The following is a 22,735-nucleotide window of genomic DNA, read 5'->3' on the forward strand; positions in this document are numbered from 1 at the left end:
GGAACTCGCCCACCGCGTCCCGGCCCTGCGCGACCAGTTCCCACAGGTCGTCCGGCGACAGCACGCCGCCGGGGAAGCGGCAGGCCATGCCCACGATCGCGATCGGCTCGTCGTGGCCGGCCGACCGCACCGCGGTGGCAGGCGTGGCGGAGCCGCCGAGCAGTTCGGTACGCAGGTGGTCGGTCAGCGCCTTGGGCGACGGGTAGTCGAACAGCAGCGAGCTGGGCAGTTGCAGCCCGGTGGCGGCGTTGAGCCGGTTCCTGAGCTCGACCGCGGTGAGCGAGTCGAACCCGGCGTCCTTGAACGCTCCGGTGGCGCTGATGACGTTCGGCGTCACGTGCCCGAGCACGAGGGCGGCCTGGCCGCGTACCAGGTCGAGCAGGGCGCGTTCCTGCTCGTCCGGGCTCAGCCCGCGCAGGGACTGCGCCAGCGATGCCTCGCCGGAAGCGGAGCCGGAGCCCGAGCCGCCGGCCGCGCGGCGCTCGACGGGCTTGCGCAGCATCCCGCGCAGCATCGCCGGTACGGGGTCCGCGACCTTGGCCAGGCTCAGCCTGGCGGGCAGCGTCGTCACGGCGCCACCCGCGAGCGCGGAGTCAAAGAGCTCCAGCGCCTCGTCCCGCGGCAGCGGGGCGACGCCGAGCCGGGCCCAGCGCGCCAGGTCGGCCGTGGCGAGCGTGCCCGCCATGCCGCCGAATTCGGCGGAGTTGTCCCACAGGCCCCAGTCCAGGGCCGTGGCGGGCAGGCCGAGCGAGTGGCGGTGGCGGGCGAGGGCGTCGAGGAAGGCGTTGGCGGCGGCGTAGTTGGCCTGGCCGGCGCTGCCGAGCGTGGCCGCGCACGACGAGAACAGCACGAACGCCGACAGTTCGCGCTCGCGGGTCAGCTCGTGCAGGAGCCAGGCGGTCTCGGCCTTGGTCCGCCACACGGTGTCGAGCCGCGCGGGGGTCAGCGCCGGGACGACGCCGTCGTCGAGCACGCCGGCGATGTGCACGACGCCGGCCAGGTCGCGGCAGGAGTCGATGAGCCCGGCCAGCGCTTCGCGGTCGGTGACGTCGCAGGCGACCAGTTCGGCGTGCGCGCCGAGCTCGGCCAGCTCGGCCGCGAGCGCGACGGCCCCGGCCGAGTGCGGGTCACGGGTGACGAGGACGAGGTTCCGCACGCCGTGCCGGGTGGCGAGGTGCCGGGTGACCGTGCGTCCCAGCGCGCCGGTGCCGCCGGTGACCAGCACGGTCCCCTCGGGATCCCAGGGCCGGTCCGCCGCCGGCCGGCCGCGCCGCGCCAGTCTCGGGACGTAGATCTTGCCGGACCTGAGCGCCAGCTGGGGCTCGTCGTAGGCGAGGGCGGCGGCGACGGCGTCCTCGGCGCTGCCGTCGTCGTCGAGCAGCACGAACCGGTCCGGGTACTCCGTCTGCGCCGACCGGACCAGGCCCCACACGGCGGCCCCGGCCAGGTCGGGCATCTCGTCGGTCGCTCCCCTGGTGACGATCACCAGCCGGGCCGACGCGGGCTGCTCGCCGTCGAGCCAGTCCTGGACGGCGGAGAGCACGCGGAGCACGGCCGCGCGCGCCCGGTCCGGCCCGTCCCCTTCGTCCTCTTCGTGCCAGGGCAGGAGCACGTCGCCGGGCGCGATGGTGGCATCGCCCGTGGCGGGTACGGGCATCCAGTCCACCTCGAACAGCCCGACGTGCTCGGTGGGCAGGTCCACGGGACCGCGTGCCTCCAGCCAGAACCGCTGACGTTGGAAGGCGTAGGTGGGCAGGTCGACGTGGAGCGCGGGGGCGGGCCCGAAGTAGGCGTTCCAGTCGACGGTGACGCCGCAGGCGTGGAGCTGTCCGAGGGCCTGGACGAAGGTGTCGATCTCGTCGCGGTCCTTGCGTACGGCGGGGACGAAGACGCCGTCCGAGAGCATCTGCTGGGCCAGCCCGGTGAGGACGCCGTCGGGCCCTACCTCCAGGAAGAGCGCGGCGTCCGCGGCGGCGATGCCGTCCGCGAAACGGACGGGCCGCCGTACGTGGTCGACCCAGTAGCGGGGGCTGGTGAGCAGGCCGGGCTCGGCGAGCCTGCCGGTGACGTTGGAGATCACCGGGATCGTGGGCTCGTGGTAGGTCAGCCCCGCGATGGCCTCCTCGAAGGGCGCCAGCATCGGCTCCATCAGCGGTGAGTGCGCGGCCTGGGAGATCCGCAGCCGGCGCTTGCGTGCCGTGACGTTCCCCGCGATCTCCTCGATGGCGGCCTCCGCGCCGGAGATGACCACCGAGGTCGGGGTGTTGACGGCCGCGATGGCGACCCGGTCCTCGTACCCGTCGAGCAGCGGCAGGACGTCGGCCTCGGACGCGGCGATGGCGAGCATCGCGCCGCCCGGGGGCAGCATGTGCATGAGCCGGGCCCGTACGGCGATCAGGGTGCAGGCGTCGGCGAGGGAGAACACCCCGGCCACGTGGGCGGCGGCGATCTCGCCGACGGAGTGCCCGACCACCACGCCCGCCCGTACACCGAGGGATTCGAGCAGCCGGTACAGGGCGACCTCGAAGGCGAACAGCGCCGGCTGGGTCATTCCGGTCTCGTTGAGCACCCCGTCGGGGTCGCTGAACATCACCTCGCGCAGCGAGTGCGGCAGGTGGGGGTCCAGCAGCGCGCAGATCTCCTCCAGCGCCTCGTCGAAGACGGGGAAGGCGGCGGCCAGCTCGCGGCCCATGCCGAGCCGCTGGCTGCCCTGCCCGGTGAACAGCAGGGCGAGCCGGCCCGCCGGTCCGCTGCCGGTCAGCACGCCGGGCGCGGCGGGGCCGCCGGCCAGTGCCCGCAGGCCGGCCAGCAGGTCGTCACGCTCGCGGCCGACGATCACCGCGCGGTGTTCGAGCACGGACCGCTCGGCCGCCAGCGCGGCGCCGGCGGCGGCGACGGGGATCTCGGGCGTCGCCCCGGAAGCCCAGGACGCGAGCCGCTCGGCCTGCCCGGCCAGCGCCTCGGGCGTCCTCGCCGAGATGAGCCAGGGGACGGCGGGGAGGTTCGCGTCGTCGCGGTGGGCCGGGACGGCCGGGTCGCCCTGCTCGATGATGACGTGGGCGTTGGTGCCGCTGATGCCGAAGGAGGAGACGGCGGCGCGGCGCGGATGATCCTGAACGTCCCACGGCCGGGCCTCGGTGAGCAGCTCGACGGCCCCGGCCGACCAGTCCACGTGCGGCGACGGCTCGTCCGCGTGCAGGGTCTGCGGCAGCACCTCGTGGCGCATGGCCATGACCATCTTGATCACGCCGCCCACGCCGGCGGCGGCCTGGGAGTGGCCGATGTTCGACTTCAGCGAGCCCAGCCACAGCGGCTGGTCCCGCTCCTGGCCGTAGGTCGCGAGAAGCGCCTGCGCCTCGATCGGGTCGCCGAGCACGGTGCCCGTGCCGTGTGCCTCGACCGCGTCCACGTCCCCGGCCGACAACCCGGCGTTCGCCAGCGCCTGGCGGATCACCCGCTGCTGCGAGGGGCCGTTCGGCGCGGTCAGGCCGTTGCTGGCCCCGTCCTGGTTGATCGCCGAGCCCTTGATGACGGCCAGCACCTTGTGGCCGTTGCGCCGCGCGTCCGAGAGCCGCTCCACCAGCAGCATGCCGGCACCCTCGGCCCAGCCGGTGCCGTCGGCCGAGGCCGAGAACGCCTTGCACCGCCCGTCCGGCGACAGCCCGCGCTGCCGCGAGAACTCCACGAACATGCCGGGGGACGCCATCACGGTCGCGCCACCGGCCAGCGCCAGGTCGCACTCCCCCGATCTCAGCGACTGCGCGGCCAGGTGCAGGGCCACCAGCGACGACGAGCACGCCGTGTCCACCGTCACCGCCGGGCCCTCGAACCCGAACGAGAACGCGACCCGGCCGGAGATCACGCTGGCGGAGGTGCCGGTCAGCACGTAGCCTTCCGCGGCGCCGGTCGCCTCGTGCAGGCGCGGGCCGTAGTCCTGGGCCATCGCGCCCGCGAACACGCCGGTACGGCTGCCGCGCAGCCCGCCCGGGTCGACACCCGCCCGCTCGATCGCCTCCCACGACGCCTCCAGCAGCAGCCGCTGCTGCGGATCCATCGCCAACGCCTCACGCGGCGAAATCCCGAAAAATCCGGGATCGAACTCCCCCGCGTCATACAGGAAGCCGCCGTGCCGCGCATACGACGTCCCACGGCTGTCCGGATCCGGGTCGTACAGGGCCGCCAGATCCCAGCCGCGATCGACGGGGAACTCCCCGATCGCGTCCGTACCGGAGATCACCAGGTTCCACAGGTCGTCCGGGGAGCGCACCCCGCCGGGGAAGCGGCAGGCCATGCCCACGATCGCGATCGGCTCGTCCGCCACCGAGGCGGCGGTCACCACGGCCTGGGCGGCCTGCCCGCCCGTCAGCTCCGCGCGCAGGAACGCGGCCAGCGCCTGCGGCGAGGGGTAGTCGAACAGCAGCGAGCTGGGCAGCTGGAGCCCGGTGGCGGCGTTGAGCCGGTTCCTGAGCTCGACGGCGCTGAAGGAGTCGAAGCCGAGCGCCTTGAAGGCGGTGGCGGTGTCCACGGTCGCGGCGTTGGCGTGGCCGAGGACGAGCGCGATGCAGGTCCGTACGAGCTCCAGGAGCAGTTGCTCCTGCTCCGGCCCCGGCAGGCCGTGCAGCCGGTCGGCGAGCGGCTGGGTCCCGTCGCCGGTGGCCGCCGGCTCCGGGGGCGCGGGTGGGGGCGGCGCCGCGCCGTCCGACTCGGGAAGCCAGTGGTACGTGCGCTGGAAGGCGTAGGTGGGCAGCGGGACGCGCCGCGCGCCCGGGTAGAGGGCGTCCCAGGCGGGCGCGGTGCCGCGTACCTGCAGCTCGGCCAGGGCCAGGGCGGCGCTGTGGCATTCGTCCCGGTTGTCCCGCAGCGTGGCGACGAACCGGGTGCCGGGGTCGGCGGGCAGGCAGTGCTGGCCCATGGCGGCCAGCACCGAGCCGGGGCCGACCTCGACGAACGTGGTCACGCCCGTGTCGGCCAGCGCGCGGATGCCGTCGCTGAAGCGCACGGCCTCGCGGACGTGCCACACCCAGTGGCCGGGCGAGCACAGGTCCTCACCGGACGCGACGGCCCCGGTGAGGTTGGAGACGATCGGGACGGCCGGCTCGCGGTAGGTGAGCGACTCGGCCACCTGCCGGAACTCCGCGAGCATCGGGTCCATCAGCGGCGAGTGGAAGGCGTGGCTCACGCGCAGCCGGCGGGTCTTGCGGCCGTGGGCGCGGAACGCCTCGGCGATCTCCGTGACGCGCTCCTCCGCGCCGGAGACCACGACGGAGTCGGGGCCGTTGATCGCGGCGATGCTGACCGAGTCGTCGAGATGGGGGCGGAGCTCCGCCTCGGTGGCCTGGACGGCGATCATCGCGCCGCCGGCGGGCAGGGCCTGCATCAGCCTGCCGCGCGCGGCGACCAGGGTGCAGGCGTCGGCCAGGGACAGCACTCCGGCGACGTGCGCGGCCGAGATCTCGCCGATGGAGTGGCCGATCAGCCGGTCGGGGCGGATGCCCCAGTGCTCGTACAGGCGGGTGAGCGCGACCTCGAAGGCGAAGAGCGCGGGCTGGGTCATCCCGGTCTCGGCCAACACCCCGTCGGGATCGTCGAACATCACCTCGAGCAGCGGCCTGGCGAGCTCGCCGTCGAAGCAGGCGGCGATCTCGTCGAGGGCCCGCGCGAAGGCCGGGTACGCGGCGTAGAGCTCGCGGCCCATGCCCGGGCGCTGGCTGCCCTGGCCCGAGTAGAGGAAGGCGACGTCGCCGGCGCTCGGCCGCCCGGTCACGATCTCGGCGGCGGCCTCTCCCCTGGCGAGCCGGTCGAGCGCGGCGGCCAGTCCGGACGGCTCGTCGACGACGATCGCGGCGCGGCGGTCGAAGGCCGTGCGCGTCGTGGCCAGCGAGTAGGCCGTGTCCACGGCGTCGGACACGGCGTCGGACACGGCGTCGGCGGCGGGCTCGGCGAGCAGGTGGTCGCGCAGCCGGCCCGCCTGGGCGCGGAGCGCGGCCTCGCTCTGCCCGGCCAGCGGCAGGATCACCGGCCCGGCGGGGCCGGGCGCCGGTCGCGGCGTCTCCCGCGGGTGCTCGGCGAGCACCACGTGGCAGTTGGCGCCCCCCATGCCGAACGAGCTGACCCCGGCGACCAGCGGTTCGCCGGCGCGCGGCCAGGCGGACAGCGCGGTGTTGACGCGCAGGTTCAACTCGTCGAACGGGATCAGCGGGCTGGGCGTCTCGAAGTTGAGTGACGCCGGCAGCTCGCGGTGCCGGATGGCCAGCACGGTCTTGAGCAGGCCGACGATTCCGGCGGCGCCTTCCAGGTGGCCGATGTTGGTCTTGGCCGAGCCGACGAGCAGCGGCGTGCCCGCGTCCTTGGCGGTGCCGATGGCGGCGCCGAGGGCGCGTGCCTCGATGGGGTCGCCGACCCGGGTTCCGGTGCCGTGCAGCTCGACGTACTGGACGTCGGCCGCCGGCACGCCGGCCCGCTCGCAGGCCAGCCGGATGACCTCTTCCTGGGCGTCCTGGTCGGGGACGGTGAGCCCGTCGCCGCCGCCGTCGTTGTTCACGGCGCTGCCGGCGATCACGCAGTGGACGTGGTCGCCGTCGGCGAGCGCGCGGGCCAGCGGCTTGAGCACGACGATGCCGCCGCCCTCGCCGCGGACGTAGCCGTTGGCGCGGGCGTCGAAGGTGAAGCACCTGCCGTCGGGCGACAGGGCGCCGAACCGGAGCGCGGCGAGCGTGCTGTCGGGGGTCAGGTTGAGGTTCACGCCGCCGACGATGGCCAGGCCCGACTCGCCGCTGCGCAGGCTCTCGCAGGCCAGGTGCACGGCGGTGAGGGAGGCCGACTGGGCGGAGTCCACGGTCATGCTGGGGCCGTTCAGCCCGAGCGTGTACGAGATCCGGTTGGCGAGCAGCGCCCGGCTGATGCCCGTGAGGCTGTGCCGGGTCAGCGCCGCGCGGCCGGTGCCCTGCAGCAGCTGGGCGTAGTCGCCGGCCATGGCGCCGATGAAGACGCTGGTGCCGGTGCCCCGCAGGCTGTCCGGGACGATGCCGGCGTCTTCGAGCGCCTCCCAGCTCAGCTCCATGAGCAGCCGCTGCTGGGGGTCCATCATCGCGGCCTCGTTCGGCGAGATCCCGAAGAACTCGGCGTCGAACTCGGCTATGCCGGTGAGGAAACCGCCGCGGAGCGATTCGGTCTCCGGGGAGTTCCACCGGCCGCTGGGAACGTCGGTGACGGCGTCGCCCCCGTCGCGCAGCAGCCGCCAGAAGGAGTCCGGGTCCGGGGCCTGAGGAAGGCGGCAGGATATGCCGACGATCGCCACCGCGTCGTCGGAAAAACTACGAGAGGAGCGTTCGTAGGACATTGAACCAATCCAGTTTCCGACGGAGCGAGCAGAGGGCAGGGAAACGCTCTTGGGCCATCAGCTGATGACGTCGTACTTGCCGAATCCGGTGCCGACGGTGACCGGCTCGCGGAAAAGGTCGAGCGGGTCCTCGGGCCTGAACTTCCCGGAGTGCAGATACGCCTCGAGCGTTCCGTCGGGGCGCAGGCCCAGCAGGTCGGGCCGGCCGTCCAGGTCGATGTCGGTGAGCGTCACCAGGCGCATGTCCTGCCAGCCGTGGGCGACGGTGTACCAGGTGCCCTCGGTGGTCGCGGCGGCCGGGGTGCCGGGCGGGGCCGCGAACTCGTACAGGTCGAGGTCGCCGTTCGCGCGGCGGACCAGCAGGTCCAGGTTGCCGTTGCCGGTGAAGTCGGCCATGGCGACGGGAAGGTCGTCGACGCCGACCTCGGTGAGCCGCACCGGGTCCTTGTCGTAGGTGTCGTTCCGCACGACCCCCAGGTCGCGGTGGGGGAAGACGTCCACGTTGCCGGCATCCTTGCCCTTGCCGAACGTGTCGTCGGGGCCGGTGCCGGTCACGTCGGCGAACCCGATCGTCTCCCATTCCCGGCCGTCGTCGCGCTTGCCGGACACGCGGATCGGCTCGGCGAACGGGCCGATCTCGCCGGGGCCGCCCAGGTTGCGCAGCAGGAAGAAGCCGTGCTCGCCGTTCTCGCCGGGGTTGATGCCGTACTCGCTGGCGCTGAACGCGCAGATGTCGGCGTGCCCGTCGCCGGTCGCGTCGACGGCGCGGACGAAGAAGAACCGCCACCAGCCGAACCCGTCACCGATCTTCACCGGGTCGCCGTAGGTTTCGGTCCCGTTGAACTCGCCGCTGTGCGGATGGACGAACAATTCGCCGGTTTCCGTGTTGCGCACCAACAGGTCCGGCCGCCCGTCGCCGCGGAAGGAACGGCACTGGCCGTTCGCGAAACTCGACGCCATTGTTGAACGCCCCTCCCCGCCAGAATTTCCCGGTCAAGCGTCATCAGTATTCGCGAGCCGGGATAAGGCGGGTAACCCCTAGCGCCCATTAAAGAGGCCGCTCAAGCCCCACTTCGGGGCCGGACGGCACGCCGAATTCCCGGCGCGCGTGACGCGCGCCGGGAGCGGGGGAACATCTCAGGTGTCGCGGGAGCGGAACAGCGCGAACGCCACGAACAGCAGGACCGCGGTGAACGCGGCCATCACGCCGAGCCCGGACCACGGGAGCATCCGATCCGGCAGTTGCACGGTGGTGGTGATCTGGAGGCCCGCCGAGATCGGCCAGTACGTCGTCACCCAGTCGCCGACCGCGTCCGGCAGCAGCCTGGGCGTGATGACGGGGATGATGAAGTTGATCGCCACCACCACGGTCGTGGCGCTCATCGTGGCCCGCAGCAGGCCGCCGACCGCCACGCCGACCAGGCCGACCAGCGCCCAGATCAGGCCCATGCCGACGATGGCGCGCAGCACGCCCGGCTGGCCGAGCGAGGCGGTGGGCGCGCCGGCCGCCCCGATCACCCGCTGCCCGAGGAAGTACGCGCCGAAGCCCGCCACCAGGCCCATCAGCAGGGCGATCAGCCCGAATGTGGCCACCTTGGCGGCCAGCAGCCGGCCGCGCCGCGGGACCACGGTCACGCTGGTGCGGATCAGGCCGGTGGCGTACTCGTGGGTCACCACGAGCACGCCCAGCGCGCCCACGGTGATCTGGGCGAACAGGAACCCGCCGTACATGCTGATGTAGGTGGGGTCGAACATCGCCCGGCCGGTCGCGGAGGCCGCCAGGTAGCCCTCGGCCGCGCCGTTGGCGGTGGCCGCGCCCAGGCCGACCATGAGCGCCACGGCGGTGAGGATCGTGGGGATGTTGGACGGTATCGTGCGGAACTTGGTCCACTCGGAGCGGATCGTGTCCGCTATGGCCACGCTCATGCCACACTCGCCTGGAACTCGATGCTGTCACGGGTCAGATCCATGTAGGCCTGCTCCAGGGAGCGCTGCGGCGTCAGCTCCGTCAGCACCACCCCGGCGGCCAGCGCCGCCTTGCCGATCTCCCTGGGCTCCAGCCCGGTGACGATGAGGGCGCCGTCGGCGCCCGGGTGCACGGTGGCGCCGGCCTCGGTCAGGAGCGGGACGAGCAGCTCGTGCTCCTCGGCCCGCACCAGCACGTTGGAGCCCTGCCGGACGAACTCGCTGATGCCGATGTCCGCGATCAGCTTTCCCCTGCCGATCACGATGAGATGGTCGGCGGTCTGCGCCATCTCGCTCATCAGGTGGCTGGAGACCAGCACGGTACGGCCTTCCGCGGCCAGCCCCCGCATCAGCTCGCGGATCCACTTGATGCCCTCGGGGTCGAGGCCGTTGACGGGCTCGTCGAATAACAGCACCTTCGGGTCGCCGAGCAGCGCCACCGCGATGCCGAGCCGCTGCCCCATGCCCAGCGAGAAGCCGCCGGCGCGCTTGCCCGCCACCGACTCCAGCCCGACCAGGCGCAGGACCTCGTCCACCCGACGGGCGGGGATGGCGTTGGTCTGGGCGATGCAGAGCAGGTGGTTGCGGGCCGTGCGCCTGGGGTGCACGGCGCGGGCGTCGAGCAGGGCGCCCACCTCGCGCATCGGCCGGGGCAGGCCCGCGTAGGCGCGCCCGTTGACCGTCACGCTTCCCCCGTCGAGGCGGTCGAGGCCGAGAATGGCCCTCATCGTGGTGGATTTGCCCGCGCCGTTGGGGCCGAGAAATCCGGTGACCCGCCCGGGGTGGACGCTGAACGTCAATCCGTCGACCGCGGTTTTATTGCCGTAGCGTTTCGTCAAGCCGGTTATTTCAATCATTTCCAGCCCCTCCAGAGACCGGTCGTTTCCAAGATCTTCTCATCGGGACTGTCTATATGGTGCCCTTTCCGACAACGGAATCGCCAGCGCATTTAGCATGGGCCGGAACTTGAGCCGGGTCTCCTCCAGCTCGGCCTCCGGGTCGGAGCCCGCCACGATGCCGCATCCGGCGTACAGGGTCGCGGTCTCGTCCTGCACGTGCGCCGAGCGGATCGCCACCGCGAACTCGCCCTCCTGCTCGTCGTTCATCCACCCGACGGGGCCCGCGTACCAGCCGCGGTCGAAGGGCTCGGCGTCGCGCACCCACTCGAGCGCGGCCCGGCGCGGATGGCCGCCGACGGCGGGTGACGGGTGCAGCCGCTCCACCAGGTCGAGGACGCTGGCGGTCTCCGGGTCGGCGATCTCGCCGACGATGCGGGTGTGCAGGTGCCGCAGGTTCGGCAGGTCGAGCACGTGCGGCTCGTCCGGCACCGTGACCGTACGGCACACCTGATCGAACGCGTGCCGCAGCGTCGCGGTGACGATCCGCTGCTCGCGCCGGCTCTTGTCGTCCTGCAGCAGGGCGGCGCGCAGGCACGCGTCCTCGGCGGGCGTCGCGCCGCGCGGCATGGACGCCGCCAGGCTCATCGACTCGGCCCTCCCGCCGCGCAGGCCGACCAGCCGCTCCGGGGTGGCGCCCACGAAGGCGTGCCCGTACGCGGCCACGGCGAAGACGGTGCTCCCCGGTTGCGTGTCGCGCAGGGAGCCCAGCACGGAGGCCAGGTCGTACCCCCACGGGGAGGTGATCCGCAGCTGGCGGGCCAGCACGGCCTTGTCGAACCTGCCGCGGGCGATCTGCTCGGTGGTGTGCGCGACCAGCGCCTTCCACTCCGACGCGGAGGGGACCTCGATCATGGTCGTGCCCGGGAGCAGCGGGCTGGGGCAGGGACGGATCCCGCCGGACGAGATCAGGGCGAAGGCGTCCGCGACCGTGCGCGCGGGCCCGTCCGTCGTGGTGGGCCGGGGGTCGACGCTGACGCTGAGCGCGAGCGAGGTCGTGCCGTCGGGGTCCCGCGAGATCAGCACCCTGGGCACCCACATCAGCGCCTCGGGCAGCGGCCCGGGGCGCGGCGCGAAGGCGAACCCGCCGACCAGCGACGGCATGGCGCGCGGCCCCGGCCCGCCGACGACCGCGGTCCCGGCCGCCCGCTCCCAGCCTCGCCGGATGCCGGCGAACCTGTCGTGGCCGGTGTGCGTGAAGTCCGTCGCGCTGCCCATCGCTATGACGCTGGCGTGCGGCGACATCCAGGCGAAGGTCCGCGTGGACCGCTCGAACAGCGGTCTCAGCAGCCCGACCGGGTCCACGGGCGGGATCTCCTGGCGCCAGGTCGCCAGCGCCGGGCAGGCGTTGTTGCGCGCCTCGATGGTGGCCTTGGCGTGCACTTCCAGGAAGCCGGGCAAGTCGATGTCTGCGACGTGCATCGGGTACATCCTCTGCGAGCGTGGGTTAGCTGAACATCCCGGCGAGCGCCTTCTTGCTGACCTTGCCGAGCGGGGTGACCGGGAGCTCCTGGACGATCTCCAGGCGGTCGGGGAACTTGAAGGCCGCCACCCCGCGCTCTCGCAGGAACGCGGTGAGGTCGCCGAGCGCCGGCGGCGTGCCGCGGGGCACGACGCACGCGCACGCCCGCTCGCCGAGCACCTCGTCGGGCAGGCCCACCAGGGCGACCTCCCTGACGCCCGGGTGCGCGAGCAGATGGTTCTCCACCTCCTCGGCCGCGATCTTCTCGGCGCCCCGGTTGATCTGGTCCTTGACCCTGCCCTCGAAGACGACGTGCCCGGCCGGCAGCAGCCGTACGAGGTCGCCGGTCCGGTAGTAGCCGTCGGCGGTGAACGTCCTGGCGTTGTGCTCGGGCGCCCGGTAGTAGCCGCGCACCGTGTACGGCCCGCGCGCCAGGAGCTGCCCCACCTCGCCCGGCGCGACGTCGCGGTCGTCCTCGTCGACGACCCGCACCTCGTCGTCCGGGGAGACGGGGAGCCCCTGGCTGACCAGGACCACGTCCTCCGGGTCGTCCCACCGGTGGAACCCGCACAATCCCTCGGCCATGCCGAAGGCCTGCTGGAGCCGGCAGCCGAGCGCGGGCTGGACCCGGCGGGCCAGCTCGTTCTGGAGCTTCGACCCGCCGATCGTGACGCGGCGCAGGCTGGACAGGTCGTATTCGTCCCACTCGGCGGCCTCCATCCACAGCAGGGCCGCGCCGGGGATCAGGCCGGTCTCGGTCACCCCTTCCCGCTCGATGAGCGGGAAGGTCTCGTCCGGGCTGGGGACGGGCGCCAGCACGAGCGTGCCGGCGGCGTGGAAGGTGGCCAGCAGCCCGTGGGTCAGCGGCCAGTTGTGGCACAGCGGCAGGCTCACCAGGTGGACGGTCTCCTCGCCGTAGTCGCACGCCTCGGCGACCGCGCGCCCGCTGTAGGCCCACTCCTGGTGCGCGCGGGGCACGAGCTTGGGCACGCCGGTCGTACCGCCCGACAGCAGGAAGAGCGCCACGCCGGCGGGGTCGGGCCGGGGCAGGCCGGTCGCCCCGGCGTCCGCGTAGTCCAGCCGGGTGAAGCCGCCCGGGTCGCCCGCGACGAGCACGTGCTTGAGCGTGGGCACCCGCGCGACCACGTCGGCGGCCAGGTCCCGGTAGTCGAATCCGGCGTGCACGTCCGGGATGACGTACGCGGCCGCCTCCGTGAACTCGCAGAAGTACGTGATCTCGCTGCCGCGGTGGGCCGGCAGCGCCATGACCGGAAGAGCGCCGATCCTGAACAGGGCGAACAGCAGCGCGACGAGCTCCGGGACGTTGGGGAGCTGCACGACGACCCGGTCCCCCGGGCCGATGCCGATCTCGCTCAGCCGCGCCGCCATGCGGTCGGCCCGGCTGTCCAGCTCGGCGTAGCTCCACCGGTGGTCGCCCGCCACGAGAGCGAGCTTGTCCGGGTGGGAGCGCGCCCGCGCGCCGAGGAGCTCGCCCAACGTCTCGTCGCGCCAGTGACCGGCCGAGCGGTAGCGCTCGGCGAACTCCTCCGGCCAGGGCGTGCAGCCATCCAGCATGGGTGCGTCCTTTCTCAGGTGGGGTCCGCGAGGGGTGGGGCCGCGGGAGGTGGGGTCCGCGAGCTCAGCTCACGGCCTCCGCGAGCAGGTGCTCGGCCAGCTCGGCGGGGGTCGGGTAGTCGTAGATCGCGTCGGCCGCCACCTCGATGCCGGTCAGCTCGACGAGCCTGTTGCGCAGCTCCACCGCGGCCATCGAGGAGAAGCCCAGCTCGAAGAACTCCGCGTCCCGCTCCACCGCGTCGGGCAGTGGCAGCTGCAGGATCGCGGCGGCCTGGCCGCGTACCACGTCGAGCACGATGCCGTGGTGCTCGTCGGCCGGGCTGTCGGACAGCAGGCGGCGGAAGGCGGCGATGCCGTCCACCACGTCGTCCGGCCCGTCCTGCCGGGCCGCCGCCTGCGGGATCTCCCCCAGCAGCCGGGCGGGCCCGGCCGCGGCGAGCGCGGCCCAGTCCGGGTCGGCGACGACGAGCGCCCTGTCCCCCTGGCGCAGGGCCTGGCGGACGGCGGAGACCGCGTCCGCGGGCTCCTTGAGGCCCGCCGCGACGGCCAGCGCGGGCTGCCCGGACGCGAGCCGCTCGTCGGCGAGCGCCGTGAAGTACTCGTACGTGCCGGCGCCGTCCCCGCCCCAGGCGGCGTGCGCCGGGGCAAGCATGAGGAAGACGGGCACGTCCGCGGCGCGGGCGGGCTTGTCGAGCGCGTACGCCGCCTCGGCGGTCGTGCAGACGACGGCGGTCACCCGGCCCGCGGGCAGCCGCCCGCCGACGGCCCGGACCACCACGCCCGGCTCGCTTTCGAGCTCGGCGTGCGGCTGGGTCAGGACGACCTCGTCCGCGCCGTTGCGCGCGGCCCATCTGGCCAGCTCGGCGGCGGTCTCGTCGAGCGGACCGGCCACCAGGACCGTGCCGCCGGGACGCCATTCGCGGCCGGCCGGGGCGCCGCGCGGCGGTGCCGGGCGCAGCCTGCGGGCGAAGGCCCCGCCGGAGCGCACCGCCACCTCGTTCTCGCCGGTCCGCCCGGACAGCACCCCGCACAGCCGGCGCATGACCTGCTCGTCCAGCCGGTCCGGAAGGTCGATCAGCCCGCCGCGCCCCTGACCGGCCGTGGCCCGCAGGTCGCCCCAGTCGCGGGCGGCCTGCGGCCCGGCCAGCGGGTCGGACGGCGCCACCTGGATCGCTCCCCGCGTGAGGAACCAGACCGGCGCCGATCCCGCCGGAAGGTCCGGAGCGGTCGCGCCTTCCGGCAGCAGGCACACGACGCCCGCCACGCCGCCGTCGGAGTCCGGCATCGCGGACAGCCGTACGGTGTCCGCTCCGTGCGCCGCGAGCCCGGCCACCAGCGCCTGGCCCGATGCGGTGCCGACCGGCGTCCCGTCCGGGCCGGCGCCGTCGGGCGCGACCACCAGCCAGGTGCCGCGGAGCGCGGGTGCGGGCAGATCCGTCAGGGGCTGCCAGCCGAGCTGGTAGCGCACGTCGGCGTGGTGGGCGCCGTCCTGGCCACGCAATCTGGCCAGCGCGGGCAGCAGCTCGTCGAGCGTCGCCCCGCCCCGCAGGCCGAGCACCGCGAGCAGGCCGTCGCGGTCGCCTCGGGCAACGGCGTCCCACAACTCCTGGTCGGGCCCCGCGGCCTCCTCGTGCCGGGGCGCGTCCGGCCAGTAGCGCTGCCGCTGGAAGGGATAGGTCGGCAGCGGTACGGGCGTGCCCGTGCCGATCACCGCGCCCCAGTCGACGCCGACGCCGTTCGCGTGCGCCCGGGCCAGGGCCTCGACCAGCGTGGCGGCTTCGGCCCGGTCGCGGCGCAGCACCGGCGCGGCGACGCCGTTCCAGCCGTCCAGGCAGTCCTCGACCATGGCCGACAGCACGGCGTCCGGGCCGAGCTCCAGGAACGTGGACACGCCCTGGTCCCGCAGGGTCCGCACGCCGTCGCAGAAGCGCACGGCCTGCCGCAGGTGGCGGGCCCAGTATTCGGGCGAGGTCAGCTCGTCGGTGGTGGCGAGCTCGCCGGTGACGTTGGAGACGATGGGGATGGCCGGCGGCCGGAAGGCCAGCCCCCGCGCCACGTTCACGAACTCCTCCAGCGCGGGCTCCATCAGCGGCGAGTGGAACGCGTGGCTGACGGTCAGCCGCTTGGTCTTGCAGCCGCGCCGGGCCAGCCGTTCGGCCAGCTCCAGCACGCTCGTCTCGTCGCCGGACAGGACCAGGGACGCCGGTCCGTTGAGCGAGGCGATGCCGACGCGCTCCTCGTACCCGGCGAGCAGCGGCAGGACCTCCTCCTCGGTGGCGCCGCGCACCGAGACCATCGCGCCGCCGGGCGGCAGCGCCTGCATGAGCCTGCCCCTGGCGGCGACGAGCGTCACCGCGTCGTCCAGCGACAGCACGCCGGCGACGTGCGCGGCGGCGATCTCGCCGATGGAGTGGCCGGCCAGGTAGTCGGGCCGCACGCCCCACGCCTCCAGGACCCGGAACAGGGCGACCTCGACGGCGAACAGCGCCGCCTGCGTGTATCGCGTCTGCCTGAGCAGCTCGGCGTCGCCGGCGATGACCTCGCGCAGCGGCCGGTCGAGGTGCCGGTCGAACCTGGCGCAGACCGCGTCGAAGGCCTCGGCGTACTCGGGGTAGGCCGCGTACAGCTCCTCCCCCATGGCCGGGCGCTGGCTGCCCTGGCCGGTGAAGAGGTACGCCGTCCTGCCGCGGGCCGCCGATCCGGTGATCACGTTGTCCGCCGCGGTCCCCTCGATCGCCGCCTCCAGCCCGGCGGCGAGCTCGTCACGGGTGGCGCCCAGGACGACCAGCCGCCGCTTGAACGAGGACCGCGTGGTGGCGAGCGACCAGGCCAGGTCCGCCGCCGGGCGGGCGGGCCGGGCCGCCAGGTGCTCGCGCAGCCGGCGGGCCTGGGCCTTCAGCGCGTCCTGCGTCTTGGCCGACAGCACCCAGGGGATCACCGGCCGCCCGGTCTCCGCAGGCGGCGCGGCGGGCTCCTCCTGGACCTGCTCCACGATGACGTGCGCGTTGGTGCCGCTGATGCCGAAGGACGAGACGCCCGCGCGGCGCGGCCGGCCGGTCTCCGGCCACGGGGTGGCCTCGGTGAGCAGCCTGACGGCGCCGGCGTCCCACGCGACGTGCGTCGTCGGCTCGTCCACGTGCAGGGTCTTCGGCAGCACGCCGTGCCGCATGGCCATCACCATCTTGATGACGCCCGCCACTCCGGCCGCGGCCTGGGTGTGGCCGAGGTTCGACTTCACCGAGCCCAGATAGAGCGGCCGGTCCTGCGGCCGGTCCTGGCCGTAGGTGGCGACGATGGCCTGCGCCTCGATCGGGTCGCCGAGGGTGGTGCCGGTGCCGTGACCCTCGACGGCGTCGACGTCGGCGGCGCCCAGCCCCGCGTCGGCCAGCGTCTGCTCGATGAGCCGCTGCTGGGAGGGGCCGTTGGGCGCGGTGAGCCCGTAGCTGGCGCCGTCCTGGTTGATCGCGCTGCCGCGTACGACGGCCAGGATGGGGTGGCCGTTGCGGCGCGCGTCGGAGAGCCGCTCGACGAGCAGCATGCCCACGCCTTCCGCCCAGCCGGTGCCGTCGGCGGCCGCGGCGAACGACTTGCAGCGGCCATTGGAGGCAAGGCCGCGCTGGCGGCTGAAGTCGACGAACACGGAGGGGGTGGACAGCACGGTGACGCCGCCGGCCAGGGCCAGCGAGCACTCACCGCGCCGCAGTGCCTGGATCGCCATGTGCAGCGCCACCAGCGAGGAGGAGCAGGCGGTGTCGAGGGTGACCGACGGGCCCTCGAACCCGAAGGTGTACGACACCCGCCCGGAGGCGACGCCGGCCGAGATGCCGGTGCCGACCAGGCCCTCGAGGTCGCTCGCCGGTTGCTGCAGGTGCATCCCGTAGTCGTGGTACATCAGGCCGACGTACACGCCGGTCTTGCTGCCGCGCAGCCCGGCCGGGTCGATGCCGGCGTGCTCCAGCGCCTCCCACGAGCTCTCCAGCAGCAGGCGCTGCTGGGGGTCCATGGCCACGGCCTCCCTGGGCGAGATGCTGAAGAACGCCGGGTCGAACGCGGTGGCGTCGTAGACGAAGCCGCCCTCGCGGGCGTACGTGGTGCCGGGGTGCTCGGGGTCCGGGTGGTAGAGCTCGTCCAGGTTCCAGTTGCGGTCGGAGGGGAACATCGACATCGCGTCGCCGCCCTCGGCCACCAGGTTCCACAGCTCGTCGGGGTTGGTGACGCCGCCGGGGAGGCGGCAGCTCATGCCGACGATGACGATCGGCTCCTCCTCACCGGCCCGGGTCGTGGCGGAGACGGCCGTCTGGGGGCCGTCGAGCAGGCGGCCCCGGAGATACTGGACCAGCTGGACGGGCGTCGGGTAGTCGAAGATCAGCGTGGCGGGCAGCCGCAGCCCGGTGGCCGCGTTCATCCTGTTGCGGAACTCGACGGCGGTCAGCGAGTCGAACCCGGCCTCGTTGAACGGGCGGTCCTGCTCCACGGCGCCGGCGTCGCGGTAGCCGAGCACGGTCGCCACCTGGCCGAGCACCAGGTCGAGCAGCACCCTGGCGTGCTCGGCCTCGGGCATGCGGGCCAGGCGCTCGCGCAGCTCCGACGCGGCGGCCGGGTCGTTGCCCACCACCCGCCGCTTGGAGGTGGGGACGAGCTCCTGAAGGATCGTGGGCAGCGCCCCGAACTGGGCCGCCATCCGCAGCGCGGCGAACTCCAGCCGGATCGGCACCAGCGCCGCCCGGTCCGCGGCGCAGGCCGCGTCCAGCAGCGCGAGCCCGTCGGCGGTGGACAGCGGCGCGACCCCGGTGCGGGCCAGCCGCGCCCGGTCGGTCTCGCTGAGGGTGCCGGTCAGCCCGCTGTCCTGCTCCCACAGGCCCCAGGCCAGGGACAGGGCCGGCAGGCCGAGCCGTCCGCGCCACTGCGCGAGGGCGTCCACGAACGCGTTGGCGGCGGCATAGTTGCCCTGGCCGGGGCCGCCGAAGACGCCGGCGGCCGACGAGAACAGCACGAACGCGGTCAGCGGCAGGTCCTTGGTCAGCTCGTGCAGGTTCAGGACGGCGTCGGCCTTGGCCCGCAGCACGTTGTCGATCCGCTCGGGCGTCAGCGCGGCCAGGACGCCGTCGTCCAGCGCGCCGGCCGTGTGGACGACGCCGGTGAGCGGGTGCTCGTCCGGGATGGCGGCCAGCACGTCCGCCAGCGCCTGCCGGTCGGCGGCGTCGCAGGCGGTGACGGTCACGTCCGCGCCCAGCCCGGTCAGCTCGGTCATCAGGTCGGCCGCGCCGTCGGCGTTGGGGCCGCGCCGGCTGATCAGCACCAGCCGACGGACCCCGTGCTCGGTCACCAGGTGACGGGCGACGATCCCGCCCAGGGTGCCGGTGCCGCCGGTGATCAGTACGGTCCCGTCGGGGGTCCACGTGCCGTGGCCGGCGGGTTCCGCGGCGCGGTGCCGGGCCAGCCGCGGGACCAGGGCCTCGCCTTCGACCAGCGCGAGCTGGGGTTCGCCCGAGGCGAGGGCGGCGGGGACCGCCTGCCAGGACGCGTCCGTGCCGTCCACGTCGAGGAGGACGAACCGGCCGGGGTTCTCCGACTGGGCCGAGCGGATCAGCCCCCATACGGCGGCGCTCGGCAGGTCGTCGCCGGTGGCTCCCTGGGTGAGGACGACGAGGGGCACGTCGGCGTACCGCTCCTGTTCGAGCCAGGTCTGGGCGGCGGCCAGCACCTCGCCGGTCGCGGCGCGGGCGCCGGCGGCCGGGTCGTCGCCCGCGTACGGGGTGCAGACCAGGATCGCCAGGTCCGGCACGGGGCCGTCCGGGTCGAGGGCGTCCACCGGCAGGCCGAGCCGGGTGGCGTCGCCGCCGGCGAGCGCGTATCGGATGCCATCCCGGGCGGGGGCGGGCTGCGCGGGCACCCATTCGAGGGCGAACAGCGCGTCCCGCAGCGGGTCCGCGGCGGCCTTGAGGTCGGCGGCGGCCATCGCGCGCACGACCAGCGAGTCCACGGAGGCGACGGGCGCGCCGGTGGCGTCGGCCACCTCGATGCGGACCGCGTTCGCTCCCGCGGGCGCCAGCCGGACCCGTAAGGTGGCCGCGCCGGTGGCGGCCAGCCGCACGCCGGTCCAGGCGAAGGGCAGGACGGGCCCGGCGCCGTCCTGGGCGGGGAAGAAGTCGCCCACCGCGAGCGGCTGGATGGCCGCGTCGAGCAGCGCCGGGTGCAGCCCGAATCCGACCAGGTCCGCGGTGGCCTCCTCGGGCAGGGCGACCTCGGCGAACAGCTCCCGGTCGCGCCGCCAGACCGCCCGCAAGCCGCGGAAGGCCGCGCCGTAGCCGACGCCGATGCCCGCAAGCAGCTCGTAGACGTCGTCGGCGCCGACGGCGGTCGCGCCCGCGGGCGGCCACGACGGCTCGCCGAACGCCACGGCGCCGGTGTCCTTGGCGAGGAAGCCGGTGGCGTGCCTGGTCCAGGGCTCGTCGTCGAGCCGGGCGTGAATGGTCAGCGCCCGCCGGCCGTCCTCCTCGGGCGCCCCCACGGCCACCTGCACCTGGACGCCGCCGCGCTCGGGCAGGATCAGCGGGGCCTGCAGAGTCAGCTCTTCGAGCAGGTCGCAGCCGGCCTCGTCACCGGCCCTGACGGCCAGCTCCACGAACGCCGTGCCGGGCAGCAGCACCTGGCCGTTGACCTGGTGGTCGGCCAGCCACGGGTGGGTCTTCAGCGAGAGCCTGCCGGTCAGCAGCACACCTTCGCCGTCCGCGAGCGACACCGCCGCCGCCAGCAGCGGGTGCCCGGCGGGGCCCATGCCGACCTGGGTGAGGTCGCCGTTGGACTGGACGGTCTTGGGCCAGTACGGCTCGCGCTCGAAGGCGTAGGTGGGCAGTTCGACCCGGTTCGGGCGGGCGGGCTCGTACACACCGGCCCAGTCGATCTCCACGCCGCGTACCCACAGCTCGGCGGCGCTCGTCCACAGCCTGCGCAGGCCGCCGTCGTCGCGGCGCAGCGTGCCGCACGCCACCACGTCCTCGACCGTCTCCTGCACCGCCATCGTCAACACCGGGTGAGCACTGACCTCAACGAACACCCCATGCCCCTGCTCGGCCAGCGCCCGCACCGACGGCTCCAACCACACCGTCCGCCGCAAGTTCTCGTACCAGTACGCGGCATCCACCTCGGCCCCGGTCAGCCAGCACTGCCGCACGGTCGAGTACCACGGCACGTCGCTCGTTTGCGGGGTGACCGGGGCCAGCAGTCGCGCCAGTTCGTCCTCGATCGCCTCGACATGCGCCGAATGCGAGGCGTAATCCACCTCGATCCGCCGCGCCCGCACTCCCTGGGCCTCATAACCGACAATCAATTCCTCAATGGCATCCGCATCGCCGGACACCACCGTCGAGGCAGGCCCGTTCACCGCCGCGATCGAGATCCGGTCACCTGAGATCACTTCTGAAGCCGGTAGCGGGATCGACGCCATACCGCCCCGACCAGCCAGCGCCACGATCGCCTGACTCCGCAACGCCACCACCCGGGCACCGTCCTCAAGCGACAACGCACCCGACACGACTGCGGCGGCGATCTCGCCCTGGGAGTGACCGACCACGGCGGATGGTGTCACTCCGAGCGAGCGCCACACCTCGGCCAGCGACACCATCACGGCCCAGAGCACCGGCTGCACCACATCAACCCGGTCCAAGCCCTCCCCGCTGCGCAGCACCTCTGTGAGAGACCAGTCCACGAACTCCGACAGCGCCGCCTCACACTCCACCATCCGCGCCGCGAACACCGGCGAATCATCCAGCAACTCGACGCCCATGCCGAGCCACTGCGACCCCTGACCGGGGAAGACGAACACCGTCTTGCCGCACGGCCCGGCCACACCCCGCACCGCGCCCTCGTCCAGACCGGCCAGCAACTCCTCCCGGTCCGCACCGATCACCACCGCACGGTGGTCGAACGCCGAGCGGCCGAGCAACGACCAGCCGACGTCCACCGCACCCTGCTCGGGATGCGACCGGGTCCACGAGGCCAGCCGTCCGGCCTGGCGCTCCAGCGCCTCGCCCGTCCTGGCCGAGAGCGTCCACGGCACGACGGGCAGCTCCCCGCCGGGCTCCGCCGGGGTCTCGGCGGGCGCCTCCTCCAGCACCACGTGCGCGTTCGTGCCGCTCATGCCGAACGACGACACGCCGGCCCGGCGCGGCTCGCCGCCCGCGGGCCAGGGGCGGGCCTCGGTGAGCAGCTCGACCGCGCCCGCCGACCAGTCGATGTGCGGCGAGCGCTCCTCGGCGTGCAGCGTCGCGGGCAGGACGCCGTTGCGCATGGCCATGACCATCTTGATGACGCCCGCCGCGCCGGCGGCCGCCTGGGCGTGGCCGATGTTCGACTTGACCGACCCCAGCCACAGCGGCTGGTCCCGCTCCTGGCCATAGGTCGCGAGCAGCGCCTGGGCCTCGATCGGATCCCCCAGCGGGGTTCCCGTGCCGTGCGCCTCGACGGCGTCGACCTGGACGGGCGCGAGCCTGGCATCGGCGAGCGCCTGGCGGATCACCCGCTGCTGGGAAGGGCCGTTCGGCGCCGTCAGGCCGTTGCTGGCGCCGTCCTGGTTGACCGCCGAGCCGCGGACGACCGCCAGCACCGGGTGGCCGTTGCGGCGGGCGTCCGACAGCCGCTCCACCAGGAGGATGCCGACTCCCTCGGCGAGCCCCATACCGTCCGCCTCGGCGGAGAACGCCTTGGAGCGGCCGTCCCTGGCCAGCCCGCGTACCCGGCTGAAGCCGATGAAGGTGCCGGGCGTGGACAGGACGGTCACGGCCCCGGCCAGCGCCAGCGAGCAGTCCCCGTTGCGCAGCGCCCGTACCGCCAGGTGCAGCGCCACCAGGGACGAGGAGCAGGCCGTGTCGATCGTGACGGCCGGTCCTTCCAGGCCCAGGGTGTAGGAGACGCGGCCCGACACCACGCTCGGGGCGACGCCGGTCATCAGGTAACCCTGCAGCTCCGGCGGCGCCTGCATCATCATCGTGAGGAATTCGGGGCTGTTGGCGCCCACGAAGACGCCGGTCCGGCTGCCGCGCAGCGCGTCCGGGTCGATGCCGGCCCGCTCGATCGCCTCCCACGAGGTTTCGAGCAGCAGCCGCTGCTGCGGGTCCATGGCCACGGCCTCGCGCGGCGAGACGCCGAAGAACGCGGCGTCGAAGGCGGTGGCGTCCCGCATGAAGCCGCCGTCCCGGACGTACGAGGTGCCGACCGCGTCGGGATCGGGGTTGTACATCGACTCCAGGTCCCAGCCGCGGTCGTCCGGCATCCCGGCGATGGCGTCGGTACGGCCGGACACGACCCGCCACAGGTCCTCGGGGCTCGCGATGTCGCCGGGGTAGCGGCAGCCGATGCCGATGATGGCGATGGGCTCGTGGTCCTTGTCCTCGGCCGCCTGCAGCCGCTTCTTGCTGTCGTGGAGCTCGGTCGTCACGCGCTTGAGGTATTCGACGAGCTGCTCTTCTGTCGCCATGTGTGCTGCCTTCCTAGCCTTCG

At 73.8% G+C, this 22,735-nt stretch carries 7 protein-coding genes (1 of these 7 running past the window's edge); all 7 read right to left on the reverse strand.

Features of this window, described 5'->3' with window-relative positions:
- Window positions 1–7,339 carry the start of an SDR family NAD(P)-dependent oxidoreductase gene (locus tag ACIHFD_RS06260; protein WP_397365849.1) on the reverse strand. The gene continues 20,063 nt to the left of window position 1, outside the view, so the window shows 7,339 of its 27,402 coding nt (coding positions 1–7,339); its start codon is at window positions 7,337–7,339; its stop codon lies beyond the left edge, outside the window.
- 57 nt (window positions 7,340–7,396) lie between these two features.
- Entirely contained in the window at window positions 7,397–8,299 is a 903-nt protein-coding gene (locus tag ACIHFD_RS06265) for a VCBS repeat-containing protein (RefSeq protein WP_350742344.1), read from the reverse strand.
- 177 nt (window positions 8,300–8,476) lie between these two features.
- Complete coding sequence (locus ACIHFD_RS06270; RefSeq protein WP_350742342.1) at window positions 8,477–9,265, reverse strand: hypothetical protein; 789 nt, start codon at window positions 9,263–9,265, stop codon at window positions 8,477–8,479.
- Window positions 9,262–10,161: an ABC transporter ATP-binding protein gene (locus ACIHFD_RS06275; protein WP_397365850.1), complete on the reverse strand. Its 900-nt coding sequence runs from the start codon at window positions 10,159–10,161 to the stop codon at window positions 9,262–9,264. The genes ACIHFD_RS06270 and ACIHFD_RS06275 overlap by 4 nt, the downstream gene beginning before the upstream one ends.
- A 39-nt stretch (window positions 10,162–10,200) precedes the next feature.
- The gene (locus ACIHFD_RS06280) at window positions 10,201–11,622 is read right to left on the reverse strand and encodes an isochorismate synthase MenF (protein WP_397365851.1); all 1,422 of its coding nucleotides are present in this window, start codon (window positions 11,620–11,622) and stop codon (window positions 10,201–10,203) included.
- A gap of 25 nt (window positions 11,623–11,647) precedes the next feature.
- The gene (locus ACIHFD_RS06285) at window positions 11,648–13,237 is read right to left on the reverse strand and encodes a (2,3-dihydroxybenzoyl)adenylate synthase (protein ID WP_397365852.1); all 1,590 of its coding nucleotides are present in this window, start codon (window positions 13,235–13,237) and stop codon (window positions 11,648–11,650) included.
- Between the two features lie 64 nt (window positions 13,238–13,301).
- Window positions 13,302–22,712 (reverse strand): SDR family NAD(P)-dependent oxidoreductase, encoded by a 9,411-nt coding sequence (locus tag ACIHFD_RS06290; protein ID WP_397365853.1) that lies wholly within the window; start codon window positions 22,710–22,712, stop codon window positions 13,302–13,304.
- Window positions 22,713–22,735: the final 23 nt, after the last annotated feature.

It is taken from the genome of Nonomuraea sp. NPDC051941 (assembly GCF_044593615.1).